The following is a 13,728-nucleotide window of genomic DNA, read 5'->3' on the forward strand; positions in this document are numbered from 1 at the left end:
ATTGCTGCAATTCCATGTAAAGTTTTTGTTAATCCTTTTATTTTCAACGATTGACTAATCGGCTAAAGAAAAACGCAAGGCCATTTTATTACTGCCAGACTCCACCATTTTTCCTAGTAACGTTGTTGCATTTTTTAAATACAGTTCGGCCATCTCAGCGTTGGCTTCTTCAAGCAGACGAGTAGGCTCCTTTTCAGCGGAAGCTTTACGATCAGTTTCTTGTTGGATGCGGCGACAAGCCGCCATCGTTTCCATTTCAAAACGGTTGGCAAGATCACTATAGCGATCGTAGTCGCTGTCCCCAATCAACGCCAAGGTGCGTCCTAACCAATAGCTATTTGTTGGATCGTAGGTCTTTGTCGTATCACAATAGCCAAGTGGGGTCTTAGTGATAGCTGCATAAAAGGGCACAACGCCGTTGAAGGTATTGGGGCCAAAGGCGAGCCAATGAATGCCAGCGATTGCTGCAGGCACGTGGTTGCGGATCTGCAAAATATGGACTTGCTGGTTGCGATTAAGAGCAATCGATCGAAATTGTGTTTTTTGTGTCTCGGTCCCTGTACCGTAAGGGTCAAAAGGCGTATTTTGGAAGTGGGAGCTCAATGCCCATTTTACATCTTCCACGGATAGCTTTTGTTTTGGGTAGCATACAAACGGGAGCTCTTGATCGATCGGTTCAGCAACTGTTCCGCTAAAGTGTTTTTGAATGTACCATGCCCGCGGGTTGTTGTAACGGGTATCTTTTTCTGAGGAGCTGCCAAAAATATGGCGTAGATTAATGCCTTCAAAATCAGGATTTAATTGATAGTCTTCAATCAACTGTTCGAGATCCTGCGAACACAACGTCATTTCTGAGGCGAAATCGAAGTGATCAATGTTTAAGCGATTGGGTGCCACGACATAGGCATCATCTGGTATGCGAACAGCTGCCCAGTGATGTCCACCGATGGTTTCCATATACCAAATTTCCTCGGCATCAGAAAACGCGATCCCGTTGGCTTCGTAGGTCCCATAGGTTTCTAAGAGTTCCCCTAGGCGAAGAACACCTTCTTTAGCGGAATGAATGTAAGGCAGTACAATGCTGACGAAATCAGCTTCCCCGATACCATCTTCCACATATGGATCAATGGCCAAAACGCGTGAATTGGTCGTAATCGTTTCTGTCGCAGTCATGGCGATATTTACTTCATTGATTCCTGAAGCTGCCCAGACTCCTTGGGATTCATCTGCTTCAGGTGTCGAAGTATAACGTAAGGGATCCTTAGGTAAACGGATTCGACAGCCGCTTAAAACGGCGTAAAATTCATTTCCTTGCTGTTCTGGAGTGATAACGACGAATTTTTGCGGTTCCGAACCGCTCCCTGAATCTTCATTACGGGCAATCATGGTCGAGCCGTCAATCGATGCTTTTTTTCCTACTAGTAAAGTGGTACAGGACGCTTTTTTTCTATCCATCTTTCCAACACTCCTTCATTTCTTCTTACGAATGATTGAAGCTAGTATACCCATAGTCACATGGATTTACAATGCTTTCTATAGAGGGGAACAAAAAAATTTCGCCTTTTTTATTTATTTTTAGTACAATAAGGTGTTGTAAAAAAAATCAAAGGAGCCATTATTATGAAGAAAACAGTAATTTTTAGTTATATTTTTTTACTAAGTCTGGTTTTTGCCGGATGTGCCAAACCATCGATGGATGCGGGTAACTCCTCTAGTGACTCTTCGTCAGTCCAACAAAATGCCGAAGAGCGCACTGCCCAAATCAGCTTCAATAATAAAAGTGAAGAGCAAGACCAGGAGATCGAAACCAAAACGGTCACTTTTAAAGAAGGGGTTTCTTTGATGACTATCATGAAAGAGAACTTTGACTTGGAAGAAAATCAAGGGATGATCACCAGCATCGACGGTTTAGCCCAAGATGAAAAAGCTGGCTATTATTGGACATATACGATCAATGATGAAATGATTACGACTGGGGCAGATGATACCTTTTTAGGAAACAACGATAAAGTGGTTTTCACCTATGAAAAATTCGAATAAACCACTTGTATTTGCTGGAAAAGAAATTGCTTATTTAGGGTTGCTTGTAGCAGCAGCCGTCGTCGGCAGGACACTTTTTCAACCTTTACCCAATGTTCAACCAATGACGGTGATCTTTTTATTAGTAACCATCCATTTAGGTCTTAGTCGTGGATTGATCGTTTGTCTGCTCTCGATGCTGATTACCAATTTTTACATGGGAATGGGGGTATGGACGATTGCCCAATTGATTAGCTATGCCGTCGTAATTTTTGGAATGTATCTATTATCAAAAAGCAAACTGTTTATGAAAAAGTTGTATTTACAAGTCATTTATAGTGTATTTGCAGGTTTTGCGTATGGCTTTGTGATATCTTGGATCAGTGTCAAGCTTTATGGGTTTCCTAGCTTTGGGGCTTACTATTTTCAAGGAGTGAGCTTTGATGCGTTGCATGCAGCGGGGAATGGCATCTTTTATTTGATGCTGGCACCGATTTTTCTGCGACTTTTCCAACACTACTATCCAAATAAAGACAGCGAAGGGCACTAAGCGCCTCGCTGTCTTTTTGCTTGACTCAGCAGTCGTGGTGACAAAAACGTCTATGTCTAGAGGAAAAGTCTTTGATGATCAAACGTGTTGAATGGGGCTATGTGAGGAAACAAGCAGGCATATTGTTGTGCAAAAGCGTTTTCTGCAGGTATCCTTAAGGTATCTAAGGAAGGATGTGGCTTTTGATGAAATGGATCGTGAAAAAAGATGATTTAGAAAGCTACCGTGCGAAGTTCCATGGAAAACTGGCTGGTTATGCCGAGGAAGCCAAAATGATTGCCCTGCCAACACCAAAGTATTTTATCGTGGTGGTTGACGAAGAAAAAATCCACTTGATTCAGTTAGATCTGCAATTTCATGAAAAAGGGATGCAGACAATTATGATCCATGAGATCACAAAATTACAACTAGGCGGTGTGGTAAATAAAAAAGTTCAGATTCAGACACCTTCGTCCACTGTCAAATTAATGATCAAACCGTTGGCGATCGGTATCAAAGAGGAGCAAAAAGCCTTGATCGATCGGTTTACCAGAATGTCGCGATAAACATCGGAGGAACACGCGGGAAAAATCAGCTGGATTTTTTCAGAAAAAAAGCAAGGGCAGTTGTCTGCACTTGCTTTTCGTGAGTCCTGTTATTCTGGCGTACCGACGATTTTAATAAATTCATCGATATTCTTGATCTTCATATGTTTGATCACTAACTGTTCCCGCTTGTTCCATTTTCCTTCAACTTCTAATTGGTATTTATTTAATGGAAGGCGTAAGACATAGCTGGCTAAGTAGCGATCCTTAATAATGCAATTTACGATTTTGTGGTCTTCTAAAAGTTGGATACCTGTCAGCATCATTGGCGTTTCTTGAAAAACGCGGCTATTGACTAACAATCCAGTGTGGGTTTCGTTCATGGGATCTTCCTTTCTGATAAACCTGGGATAAATCATCTTTCTGTCTGTTATGTTACCTGATTTGCATCAGAAAGGCAATTCCTATAATAAATCCTCGTTATTATAGGTCAAGCACAAAGAAAGGAGGGAAACGACATGGTTGGGTATAATCGTTTCTCAAATGAGTTTCAAAAGGTTTCGAAAGAACTCCGTGAAGGGAAGAAGTCCAAAAATGCCAATAAGGGGCTGCGAACCCGACAAAAAATCGCTGCTGAAAAAGAGCAAAAAGCACAAAATGCTTTTTCGACTGGTTTTTTGATCGGTTCCTTCAGAGAGTTATTCCGCAAAAAATAAGCAAGTTCCGCTGCCAAAGCGGGACTTGCTTTTTGTTTAGAATAAATAATTGAAGAAGACACCATTGAGAAAGGAAAAGCTTAGATAGAATAGAAAAAGTGTTACGATATCCAGCGGTAAACCTTTTAGAATTGGCGGAATCGTGGCAATTTGATTCCGTGTATGAACCCCTGACAAAGCACAAGAAAAGAGGAAATACATGCCTACAGCAACAAATAAATTGGTTAAATAATCGGTATAGGGAAATTGGGTCACGGTGGCGATCGTCAGCAAGAGAACATTGACTAGGAGCGTTTTTTTTAGATCAGTCGTCAAGAAACGTTTTTTTGCAGGAACGATCAGTAAACACAAGCCCCCCGCAATCAAGGCGATGATGGCAGCACTTACCAAGTTGGTGACCACTTGATTGCCATAGACGAAACGATTTTGAAGTAAAAGATAAAAGCTTAACCCACTGAACAAGTAAGCGACCGCAATGATCCCTGAGAGGAAAACCACCCGTGTCGTCACGTTCGGTTTTTTCTCTTTGACGGTCGGTGCCAAATTTTGACAGGCGTAATTTGTGAGTAGAATGACTAGAAAGACCACTAGCCGATTGGCGATCATCATAAGGAACCCTCCTTTTTTACGATTTAGCTCATGATTTTAAGGTTGAACGGGGTCTTTTTTCCTTCCCCTAATATGCGAAGGCGTAAGAAGCGATCAATAAGTGGGGTGAAACAATTCATGATCAAGATGGCATAGCTCATGCCTTCATTTGTAAAACCAAAGAAACGGAAGAGCACAACGAGGAGGCCAACGCCTAAGGCAAAAAGATTTTCTCCTGCTTTTGTTCCTGGTGTCGAAGAATAATCAGTCGCCATATAAATCGCACCCAACATGGCACCACCACTGATGATATGACCGATGACCGTTTGCCAACTGCCAGTAAAAAGTCCTTCTGGACCAAGGATAAAAGCAAAGAGCCCGATCGTCGCAAAGATAATCAGTGGGATACGAGGGGAGATGATTTTCTTGTAAACGAGAAAAATCCCACCCAACAGTAAAAGTAAGGCACTGGTTTCACCGATTCGTCCTCCGGTAAATCCTAAAAAGGCATCCACTAGTTCAGAGCCACTCAACGTTTCTCCTGCTTTCATGACAGCTAATGGTGTGGCACCAGAAACAACATCGTTCGCTGTAGCCTGCGAAACGACATCAGGTGCGATGCTGCCAAAAGGTGGATCAGGCCAACTGATTAGAAACATTTGGTTATAAAACAAGCCAATCAACAGGGCTCGACCGCCGAGGGCTGGATTTAGAAAATTATAACCAATACCGCCAAAAAATTCTTTGACGATGATTACGGCAAACGCCACCCCAATCACGGGAAAATACCAAGGTGCGGTTGGTGGGAGGTTCATCGTTAAAAGCAAGGCCGTCACGACGATGCTTAAATCGAAGCGAAACGGCCGTTTGACAAGATAGGACCAAAGTCCGTCGGCAGCAAACGCCGTGGCTAGTGCAATGAAAAACAAGCCATAAACTTTCAATCCAAAAAGGTAGCCAGAGAATAAAACTGCTGGCAGCAAGGCTAATACCACACACCCCATGATTTTAATGGTCTCGTCATTGCTGCGAATATGGGGGCTTGGGGGTGTTTCTTGATTTTTCCTTTGCTGAAAGAGACGTTCGCTATCGGAATCCTTGTAATAATCAGGCACTTTCCTTCGCCTCCTTTTGCAACTGGGCAACTTTGCCTTTTGCGGCAGTGATATTGGCAGCTAAGGAACGTTTAGCTGGGCAGACGAAGGTACAGGCACCACAATTGATACATGCTTCTGCCAATAATTCTTCACACTTTTGATAATCCCCCGCTCGATAAAACTGATCGATCTCCATTGGCATGAGGCGCATTGGACAAGCTTCGACACATTTGTTGCAGCGAATACAGGGGTTTTCGGCATAGAGCCAATCGGTTTCTTCATTAAAAACAACGATGCCGTTGCTGCCTTTGGTGACCGGAACTTTCAAGGTTTTGACGGATTTTCCCATCATTGGTCCACCAAGAATCAATTTGCTGGGGGCTCCTTGAAAGCCGCCGGCAAAGTCGATCAATTCTCCTGCGAGTGTTCCTAACGGATTTTTGACGATGCAGGGATTTTGAACATCGCCGGTAACGGTTGTATAGCGTTCAATCAACGGTTTGTCATAACAGACCGCTTCGCCGATGGCAAAGCTGGTGGCAACATTGATCAAGACGATACCGATATCGGCAGTCAAACCACCTAACGGCACCTCTTGATCGGTCAATAACTCTACTAACTGCTTTTCACCACCGGTTGGATAAACAGTTGGGACAGTAACGACTTCTATCGTGTCATCCTCTGCACTTGCGGCTTGCATGGCTGAAATGGCTCTTGGTTTGTCATCTTCGATGCCTATTATGATTTTTGGACCATCCAGTAACTTTTGGGCAATCTTTGCACCGTGAATGATTTTCTGGGCTTCTTTTTGCATTAAGAAAGCATCACTGCGTAAGAACGGTTCACATTCAGAACCATTTAAGATCAAAGTATGGATTTTTTTGGTTTCATCAATACTGAATTTGACATGGGTGGGAAACGTTGCACCGCCTTTGCCGGCGACGCCGCCTTGACGGATTTTGTTGAGGATGGTTTCGTTAGCAGCAGATTGCCAGTCGAAGGGGGCTGACAAAAAATCATTTTGATAAGCATAATCATTTTCAATGATGATGGTTTTTCCTTCTTCATTGTTTTGATTCGGCCAATCGACCATGTCGACGATTTTACCCGAAACAGATGCATGAATTTTGGCAGATACAAACGCATCAGACTCAGCGATCACTTGCCCTTGCTTGACGTAATCACCAACGGAAACAATCGGTTCCACCGGAGCACCAATATGTTGTGCTAAAGGGATAAAGACCATCGTGGGTGAAAAGGTAAGAATTTCATCTTGTTCGATCATTAATTTTTCTTTTAACATTTTTAATGGGGGACTTAGTGAAATACCGCCAGTAAATGTTCTCATAACCAACACTCCTTTCTCTCCTAAGTTTATTCTAGCATGCCATAAGGAATCACAAAACCCAAAACGCTTACATTTCACAAGAAAAACTTCTTTCGGTTGACATATGATTGTTTATTCATATATAATAAGTCTATAAATATGATTGATCGTTCATATGACAGATGGACTAGAGGAGGTTTTAATGATGGCTGAACATACTTGTCAACATGATCACACAAAAACGGAGGGGCATTCTCATACTCACGATCATGGGACTCTCCCACGTAACATTTATTTTGTAGGCTTACTGCTCTTTATACTGGCACTTTTTGTTCCGAACCAATGGGTGAAAGATGGGTTTTATTTTGCTGCGGTTTTATTAGCAGGTTATCACATTTCGTGGGAAGGAATCGAGGATACCATAAAGAGTACCAGAGCCAATCGGCGATTCACACCGAATGTACATCTTTTGATGTTGTTGGCAGCGATTGGTTCCATGGTCATAGGAAATTTTAATGAAGCAGCTTTGTTGATTTTGATTTTTGCAGGCGCTCACTTCTTAGAAGAATACGCCGAGGGACAAAGTCGAAGAGAAATCACCAATCTTCTCAAATTGAATCCCACGGAAGCCCGTTTGATGGGTCCGGATGGGAAAACCCAAAAAATTGCCGCTTCTGAGATAAAAAAAGGAGATATTTTGCAAGTGCTACCTGGTGATCAGTTAGCAACAGATGGCGTAATCCTTTCTGGAACGAGTGCCATCAATGAAGCTTCGATCAATGGGGAAAGTATTCCTCGAGAAAAGACTACAGGAGACGAAGTCTATGGGAGTACGATTAATGGAAACGGCACATTTTTGATGGAAGTCACGAAAGACAGCTCTGAAACAGTCTTCGCAAAAATTCTTTCAGTGGTGGAAGCGGCGCAATCAAATCAATCACCGACCGAAACACGAATCAAAAAAATCGAACCAATCTATGTAACAGTTGTTTTCATTGCAGTTCCTTTGTTCATTTTGACTGCACCGTTTCTCTTTGGTTGGGATTGGTATACAAGTTTTTATCGTGGGATCGTAATGATGATTGCGGCTTCTCCTTGTGCTTTAGCGGCAAGCGCCGTCCCTGCTAGTTTATCGGCGATCTCGAATCTAGCGAAAAAAGGGATTCTTTTTAAAGGGAGCAATTACTTGACCAATTTCGCTCAGATCAAAGCGGTGGCTTTTGACAAAACGGGAACTTTGACCGTCGGAAAACCTACAGTCACGGAAGCCGTTTTCGTTGATACGATCGATCGAGCAGAGGCAGCAGCGGTCATCGTTTCGATGGAAAAGCAAGCCAACCACCCATTAGCAGATGCGATCGTTACTTATTTCGAGAAGACAGAGAAAATACGAGAAATCGAACAGTTGACTGTCACAAACGAGATTGGTTCCGGTTTAGGTGCCGTCGCAGGAACAAAAACCTATCGATTAGGAAAAAGAACCGAAAACACCCAGTTAACAGGTTTGATGGAGCAACAGTACCGTCAATTGGAAGCGCAAGGAAAAACAATGGTCGTGTTTTCCATCAACGAAGAGGTTACGGCGATCATCGCATTGATGGATGAGCCGAACGAACAGGCAGCTTCTGTGATTCATTATTTGAAAAATGAAGGTATCCATACTGTTATGATCACCGGAGACAGTGCTTCTGCTGGTGAAGCAATCGGTCAGCGCTTAAAGGTTGACCAAGTGGCTGCCAATGTTTTGCCTGAGAACAAAGCGGAAGCGGTACGAGCACTCCAAGAAGCATACGGACAAACCGCCATGGTGGGTGATGGTATCAATGATGCCCCTGCACTTGTTCAAGCAGACATCGGCTTTGCGATGGGGGAAGGGTCAGATGTTGCGATTGAAGTAGGAGACGCAGTGATCATGAAGAATGATCTTTCGCGTTTTGCATATGCCTATCGCTTAGCGAAGAAGATGGATCGGATCATTTGGCAAAATATTTTTTTCTCCATGTTTATCGTCGCGTTATTAGTCGGCTTGAATCTATTCGGCATGATGAACATTGGGTTGGGGGTATTTGCCCATGAAGGCAGTACATTGATCGTATTGTTTAACGGGTTACGTCTTTTGCGTAAACTGCCAGAAGCATAAAAAAAGCGGCTATCGAAAGATAGCTGCTTTTTTAATGACTGAATTGTGTCGAAGTTGGAAAATCAAAGGCATCGATTTTTTGTAATCGATTTTCGATCCTTCTTAGAATTCCTTCAGAGGATTCTAACGGTTTGATTGCATGATAAGCAGTCAGCAATAGGACTTTTTCTTTAGCAGGACGATTTTCGATGCGATAGATATTGGCTAATCGTTCAACATATTCGTAATGACTATAGTCCGTTTTATTGATCAAGAAGTGCAAGAGATCTTTTGCTTTCGCATAGTCTTCTTGAAGATAGAAACTGATCGCTTCACGATACAATTTGATATCGAGTTCTTCGATTTGTTCTGGATTCGCTTTTAACGCACGCCACTCATTGATCGAGATTTTTCGTACGACTTTGCCAGTTGCATCGGTCAAAAAAATTACCGGCACATCATTTGGATGTTTTGCTTCTTGCTTAATTTTCTTCATGTCGCACCTCCCGCCTCTCAATGGACTGACTGTTTGATATCTCCTATTTTAAAAGGAATAGCGGGAAAAGTCTACATGTAGATGTTAGATTCGTAGAAAATTTTAAAACATTCTCATTTATTAGGCTCTTTTTCGTTGAAAATGATTAATAGCGTCGGATGCCCCCATGAAAATCAAGATACCGCCAAAAATTTGGAAGAACAGTAGCCAAGTGGCGAATGGATTCAATACGAGAACGAGTCCAGCAGCAATAATCAAAAGACTGATGATTAAGCTCGTGATGTAAGGTAAACCAATGCGTTTTTGGTTAAAGCTTGCCATTAAGCGGGTGCATCCGCTGATGGTGATCATGATCCCTAAGAAAAATGGCACGATGGCAAGTAATCCTTTGGCAAAAACTAAAATCGCAGCTGCAGCAATCAACAGTAAGATACCAGAGACCGACTGCACATTGCGATAGCCCTTTTGTTTTTCTTTGTAGCTCGTATACAAGCTGATGATCCCTAGACATGCGATGTATCCGGCAACGAGATAAACGATCGTGTTGAAAACAGATCGTGGTGCAATCAAGATAATGAAGCCGAAGACGATATATACGACGGCACGAAGCAAGTCATAGCGTTGTAATTTATCAAAAAATGCATTCATGATAATTCCTCCTTTTTTTCTTATTGTACCGAATTCTGGTGAAAATAGATATCAAAAAACCTAGGAAATAGGCTAAGCCTTTTGTAACAGATCATTTTTTGGTAAAATAGGGAAAAGAAAACAGAACGGAGAGTTTTATGAGTGGGTTAACGCTATTGATGTGTGCCTTTACGATCGTTTTGTACCTCTATTTATTGGTGGTACGCAAAGAGATTCACTTTATTGCTGTTGAGCGCAAACTAAGCAAAATCGCTATTACGATCTTTTCAGTAATGATTATCCTATCCATGTTGATGATGGATGACCAATTGGATAATCAGGTGCGAGGAATCGTTTCAGGTTTTGTCTTTTTAAGCTTTGTGCTAGACAGCCGCGGGTTAGCCCTAGATCGAATTATTGTCCATCCAATGAGTATTAAAGGGGTACTGTACCAAGACATTGATCGGGTCGTATTATTTCAAGAAAAGGAAGGGCAGCCCATCAAGATGAACTATTTTCGAAAAGGGATGCGGGGACCATTAATGAAATTCAAACAACCGTTAGCTGAATTGGTGGTTTTTTTGTCGGAGCACTTGAATGAAGGAACACCGATCGATATTCTGGTCGATCATGATCAAGGAAAAAATGACTAAAAGACCCTTGATTGCTGCCGTATGTGGCCGTAATCAAGGGTCTTTTTTTTAAAATCGGGAATCGTTTTTAATGGAAAACGCGGAAACGTTCGTCATCATTTAAAAATTCTTTTTCATTTGGTTCGCTTTGTTTTGAACCAAAAACTAATTGGGCCCGCAGCTGCCAATTTTCAGGAATTGACCATTCAGCTACAACAGCATCATCAATTACTGGATTATAATGTTGTAAGTTGGCGCCTAATCCGGCTTCTTCTAAAGCTACCCAAACATTCGCTTGGGCAATCCCATTCGATTGTTCTGCCCAGACCGGGAAGTTATCTGCATAAAGGGCAAATTGGTCTTGCAAGTTCTTAACGGTATCTGTGTGAATAAAGAATAGAACGGTTCCATAACCTGCTTTAAAGCCAGCAAGTTTTTGTTTCGTTGCTTCAAACGCCTCCGGTGGTGTCAATGGTTCTAAAGCAACCTCCGTTAACGTCCATAATTTTTCGTGGGCATCGCCAAATAAAATCACGGCACGTGGCGATTGTGCGTTAAAAGCAGTTGGACTGTTTTTTACTGCTTCTTTCACGATGGCTTCGATTTCTGTATCTGAGAGTGAAACATCTTTGCCTAATCCATAGATTGAACGGCGCTGTTTGATCGTATCAAGAAATTTTGTCATAGTATTCTACCTTTTCTATTGTCATAGAATGAAGTATACATTCTTACTTAATGTTAGTAAAACAAAATGCTTTGTAAGAAAAAAGTCAGGCAAACGCGCCTGACTTTTTTTCTTACTGGGCATCAATGGCGATAAATTTGACAGTCACGTATTCTTCAGGACCATATTTGCCGTTTTCACGACCAAAACCGGAATGTTTGACGCCGCCGAAGGGAGCCGCCGGGTTTGAGATCGCAATGTCATTGACCCCAACCATCCCATATTGGAGGTTTTGGGCTACATCCGAGATTGTTTGCAGATTCGTTGAAAAGAAGTAAGAGGCTAATCCAAATTCCGTATCATTTGCCGCAGCGATGACTGCTTGTCGATCCGTAAATGAGATCAATGGAATCACGGGTCCAAAGGTTTCTTCATAGTAAATAGTCATGTCAGGAGTGATGCCGTCGATGACCGTTGGTGCAAAGAAGTTGCCTTTTTCGTATTCACCTTCAGTAAGCTTCTTCCCACCGAATAAGACTTTAGCCCCTTTATTTACCGCGTCTTCCAGCTGGTCGATGATTTTTTTAACGCTTGCTTGATTGATCAAAGGACCAACGGTGGGGTTCTCTAAACCATTACCAACAGTTACGGCTTCCATTTGCCCTAATAGCTTTTTAGTAAAGGCTTCTTTGATGGATTCTTCGACAAAAATTCGATTGGGGGATGTACAGACCTGACCGTTGTTGCGGAATTTTGCTGCAATTAATTTTTCAGCAGCTAAATCTAAATCAGCATCAGCAAAAACAAGAAACGGGGCATGGCCGCCTAACTCCAATGAAACTTTTTTCAGAGTTGGTGCAGCTTGTTCGTATAATTTCATCCCAACTTTCGTGGAGCCGGTAAAGGTGATTTTTTTGACTTGTTTGTTCTCAGTCAATTCTTTCCCGATTTCAGAAGAATCCCCTAAGACGATATTGACGACTCCGTCAGGAAGGCCCGCTTGTTGAAAAAGTTCACCTAAAGCCAATGCTGATAGGGGTGTTTCTTTAGATGGTTTCATAACAAGGGTACAGCCAACTGCCATGGCAGGAGCGATTTTTCGAGCAATCATATTGGAAGGAAAGTTCCAAGGCGTGATCGCACCAACAACACCGATGGCTTCTTTTCGCACCAGCCAATGATTGTGTGCAGGAGCTGGAATCACTTCGCCGTAGACCCGTTGTGCTTCGGCGGCATTCCAACGGAAATTGTCTACGTTGGATTGGATTTCTGCCTCTGCCTCCTTTAATGGTTTTCCTTGTTCCATGCTCATAATTTTTGCCAAACGGTCGCTTTCTTGTTCCATTAAATCAGCAATCTTGTTCATCAAATCGGCTCGTTCTCGAGGCGAACGTTTTGACCAATCTGTGAAGGCTTTCGCGGCGGCATCGATCGCTTGCTTTGTTTCATCGATGCCTCCTTGGCTGACTTTTACCAGTTCTTCATTAGTGGCAGGATTGGTAACCGAAACCGACTCTTTTGTTCCTTCAAGCCATTTTCCGTCAATCAATAACTTCGTGGGCACTTGTGGTAACTGTTGGTTCATTTTGGCACTTCCTTTCAATAATGGGTTCTATTTCAACCGGAGCACGGATTAGATAAGATGACAATTCATACGCAAGTCCAATGATTCCCCAAATTTTCATAAAGAACCAGAGAGGAGATGTCCTGCTCCTTTCATTTTATGGTAGAATAGAAAAATAAGAATGTTTGTTCGATTCTTGGAAAATATAGTTAAAACATTCAAGGAGTGAGGGACGCGTGCAACAAGTAAAAGAGCTTTTAAAAACAGTAGGATTTGTCGTGATCTTTACTTTATTCCTATTGTTATTAAGACAGTATGTCTTTACCCCTGTGATCGTAAAAGGAGATTCGATGGACCCCACATTACATGATGGTGAGCGGGTGATTGCTTTGAAAAATACCGAGATCGAACGTTTCGATATCATAACGTTTGAAGCACCGGATGAAGCAGGCAAAAACTATATCAAACGCGTAATCGGATTACCTGGCGACCAGGTTTCCTATCAAAACGATACCCTTTATATCAATGGACAAGCATATGATGAACCCTACTTGGATGAATTCAAAGCAGCTGTCGCAGATGGCTTTCCGTTGACTAGTGATTTTGATATGGGGTTATTTGGTGTTGAAGTCATTCCTGAAGGTCAAATTTTAGTGTTAGGGGATAACCGTCGAATTTCCAAAGATAGTCGTCAATTAGGTCTGATCGATGAATCAACAATTTTGGGGGATGTAAAATTTGTTTTCTGGCCAATTGCCGATTTTGGTATGGTAGGCAAAGAATGAAATTCTGCGATTGTTATTTT

The 13,728-nt window shown here is 42.2% G+C and carries 16 protein-coding genes; 7 read left to right on the top strand and 9 right to left on the bottom strand.

Annotation, left to right across the window (positions count from 1 at the left end):
* Positions 1–54 precede the first annotated feature (54 nt).
* Entirely contained in the window at positions 55–1,455 is a 1,401-nt protein-coding gene (locus tag IGJ42_RS07705) for a C69 family dipeptidase (protein WP_005236152.1), read from the bottom strand.
* Between the two features lie 165 nt (positions 1,456–1,620).
* Here IGJ42_RS07705 and IGJ42_RS07710 point away from each other — a divergent pair, with 165 nt between their 5' ends.
* The 3 genes from IGJ42_RS07710 (at position 1,621) to IGJ42_RS07720 (ending at position 3,114) form a co-directional block, all read left to right on the top strand.
* On the top strand, positions 1,621–2,040 hold the full coding sequence (locus IGJ42_RS07710) for a DUF4430 domain-containing protein (RefSeq protein WP_016612115.1): 420 nt from the start codon (positions 1,621–1,623) through the stop codon (positions 2,038–2,040).
* Entirely contained in the window at positions 2,024–2,569 is a 546-nt protein-coding gene (locus tag IGJ42_RS07715; protein WP_005236149.1) for a hypothetical protein, read from the top strand. The genes IGJ42_RS07710 and IGJ42_RS07715 overlap by 17 nt, the downstream gene beginning before the upstream one ends.
* Before the next feature lie 173 nt (positions 2,570–2,742).
* Positions 2,743–3,114 carry a hypothetical protein gene (locus IGJ42_RS07720; RefSeq protein ID WP_005236147.1) on the top strand — a complete coding sequence of 124 codons (372 nt, stop codon included), beginning with the start codon at positions 2,743–2,745 and terminating at the stop codon, positions 3,112–3,114.
* An 89-nt stretch (positions 3,115–3,203) separates the two neighbouring features.
* Here the strand turns inward: IGJ42_RS07720 and IGJ42_RS07725 are convergent, their stop codons facing one another.
* Positions 3,204–3,476, bottom strand: coding sequence for a hypothetical protein (locus IGJ42_RS07725; protein WP_005226206.1), 273 nt, complete (start codon positions 3,474–3,476; stop codon positions 3,204–3,206).
* 135 nt (positions 3,477–3,611) lie between these two features.
* On the opposite strand from IGJ42_RS07725, the gene IGJ42_RS07730 reads away from it, so the two are divergent.
* The gene (locus IGJ42_RS07730; RefSeq protein ID WP_061054082.1) at positions 3,612–3,809 is read left to right on the top strand and encodes a hypothetical protein; all 198 of its coding nucleotides are present in this window, start codon (positions 3,612–3,614) and stop codon (positions 3,807–3,809) included.
* A gap of 36 nt (positions 3,810–3,845) precedes the next feature.
* On the opposite strand, the gene IGJ42_RS07735 is transcribed toward IGJ42_RS07730, so the two are convergent.
* From IGJ42_RS07735 to rsxC, 3 genes are read right to left on the bottom strand one after another with little or no spacing between them, the layout of a single operon-like run.
* Positions 3,846–4,418 carry a hypothetical protein gene (locus IGJ42_RS07735; RefSeq protein WP_008381938.1) on the bottom strand — a complete coding sequence of 191 codons (573 nt, stop codon included), beginning with the start codon at positions 4,416–4,418 and terminating at the stop codon, positions 3,846–3,848.
* 23 nt (positions 4,419–4,441) lie between these two features.
* Complete coding sequence (locus IGJ42_RS07740) at positions 4,442–5,512, bottom strand: RnfABCDGE type electron transport complex subunit D (protein WP_005236139.1); 1,071 nt, start codon at positions 5,510–5,512, stop codon at positions 4,442–4,444.
* On the bottom strand, positions 5,505–6,842 hold the full coding sequence (gene rsxC, locus IGJ42_RS07745; protein WP_008381935.1) for an electron transport complex subunit RsxC: 1,338 nt from the start codon (positions 6,840–6,842) through the stop codon (positions 5,505–5,507). The genes IGJ42_RS07740 and rsxC overlap by 8 nt, the downstream gene beginning before the upstream one ends.
* 184 nt (positions 6,843–7,026) lie before the next feature.
* On the opposite strand from rsxC, the gene IGJ42_RS07750 reads away from it, so the two are divergent.
* Entirely contained in the window at positions 7,027–8,961 is a 1,935-nt protein-coding gene (locus tag IGJ42_RS07750; RefSeq protein WP_061054084.1) for a heavy metal translocating P-type ATPase, read from the top strand.
* 31 nt (positions 8,962–8,992) lie between these two features.
* On the opposite strand, the gene IGJ42_RS07755 is transcribed toward IGJ42_RS07750, so the two are convergent.
* Together IGJ42_RS07755 and IGJ42_RS07760 are read right to left on the bottom strand one after the other, a co-directional pair.
* The gene (locus IGJ42_RS07755; RefSeq protein WP_008381931.1) at positions 8,993–9,436 is read right to left on the bottom strand and encodes a hypothetical protein; all 444 of its coding nucleotides are present in this window, start codon (positions 9,434–9,436) and stop codon (positions 8,993–8,995) included.
* A gap of 120 nt (positions 9,437–9,556) precedes the next feature.
* Complete coding sequence (locus IGJ42_RS07760) at positions 9,557–10,084, bottom strand: HdeD family acid-resistance protein (protein ID WP_008381929.1); 528 nt, start codon at positions 10,082–10,084, stop codon at positions 9,557–9,559.
* A gap of 137 nt (positions 10,085–10,221) precedes the next feature.
* Between IGJ42_RS07760 and IGJ42_RS07765 the strand changes: the two genes are divergently transcribed.
* Positions 10,222–10,716 carry a hypothetical protein gene (locus tag IGJ42_RS07765; RefSeq protein ID WP_005236128.1) on the top strand — a complete coding sequence of 165 codons (495 nt, stop codon included), beginning with the start codon at positions 10,222–10,224 and terminating at the stop codon, positions 10,714–10,716.
* A gap of 67 nt (positions 10,717–10,783) precedes the next feature.
* Here the strand turns inward: IGJ42_RS07765 and IGJ42_RS07770 are convergent, their stop codons facing one another.
* Together IGJ42_RS07770 and IGJ42_RS07775 are read right to left on the bottom strand one after the other, a co-directional pair.
* Positions 10,784–11,380 carry a nitroreductase family protein gene (locus IGJ42_RS07770; protein ID WP_008381927.1) on the bottom strand — a complete coding sequence of 199 codons (597 nt, stop codon included), beginning with the start codon at positions 11,378–11,380 and terminating at the stop codon, positions 10,784–10,786.
* A gap of 112 nt (positions 11,381–11,492) precedes the next feature.
* Positions 11,493–12,944: an NAD-dependent succinate-semialdehyde dehydrogenase gene (locus tag IGJ42_RS07775; RefSeq protein ID WP_008381925.1), complete on the bottom strand. Its 1,452-nt coding sequence runs from the start codon at positions 12,942–12,944 to the stop codon at positions 11,493–11,495.
* A gap of 215 nt (positions 12,945–13,159) precedes the next feature.
* On the opposite strand from IGJ42_RS07775, the gene lepB reads away from it, so the two are divergent.
* On the top strand, positions 13,160–13,708 hold the full coding sequence (gene lepB / locus IGJ42_RS07780; protein WP_005236123.1) for a signal peptidase I: 549 nt from the start codon (positions 13,160–13,162) through the stop codon (positions 13,706–13,708).
* The last annotated feature ends 20 nt before the right edge of the window (positions 13,709–13,728 follow it).

It is taken from the genome of Enterococcus sp. DIV1067f (genome assembly GCF_050543505.1).
Taxonomy (GTDB): domain Bacteria; phylum Bacillota; class Bacilli; order Lactobacillales; family Enterococcaceae; genus Enterococcus_D; species Enterococcus_D entomosocium.